The organism is Sphaerisporangium dianthi, from assembly GCF_042654065.1.
Taxonomy (GTDB): Bacteria; Actinomycetota; Actinomycetes; order Streptosporangiales; family Streptosporangiaceae; genus Sphaerisporangium; species Sphaerisporangium dianthi.
On record NZ_JBHSFP010000114.1, the window covers coordinates 1 to 548 of the forward strand.

At 65.9% G+C, this 548-nt stretch carries 1 pseudogene; it reads right to left on the reverse strand.

The features are described from left to right. A pseudogene (locus ACFO60_RS40835) lies at nucleotides 1-548 on the reverse strand (glycogen debranching enzyme); the annotation flags it as partial.

Consider the following 548-nt stretch of genomic DNA (forward strand, 5'->3'; position numbering starts at 1 on the left):
GGATGTCGGACCAGTCGACCCAGCTGATGTCGTTGTCCTGGCAGTAGGCGTTGTTGTTGCCCTGCTGGGTGCGGCCCAGCTCGTCGCCGTGCGAGAGCATCGGCACGCCCTGGGACAGGAACAGCGTGGTGAGGAAGTTGCGCTTCTGCTGCTCCCGCAGGTCTGCGACCGCCTTGGATGCCGGGCCTTCCTGACCGCAGTTCCACGAACGGTTGTCGTCCGTGCCGTCGCGGTTGCCCTCGCCGTTGGCCTCGTTGTGCTTGGTGTCATAGGAGACCAGGTCCTGCAGGGTGAACCCATCGTGACACGTGACGAAATTGATGGAGGCGGCTGGGCGGCGGGCGTCATTCTGGAACAGATCGGCCGACCCTGTCAGGCGTGAGGCGAACTCTGATACCGGTACATCGTGGCCCCGCCAGAAGTCGCGGATCGTGTCGCGGTAGCGGCCGTTCCACTCGGTCCAGCGGGGCGGGAAGTTGCCCACCTGGTAGCCGCCCGGCCCGACGTCCCACGGCTCGGCGATCAGTTTGACCTGGCTGAGCACGGGG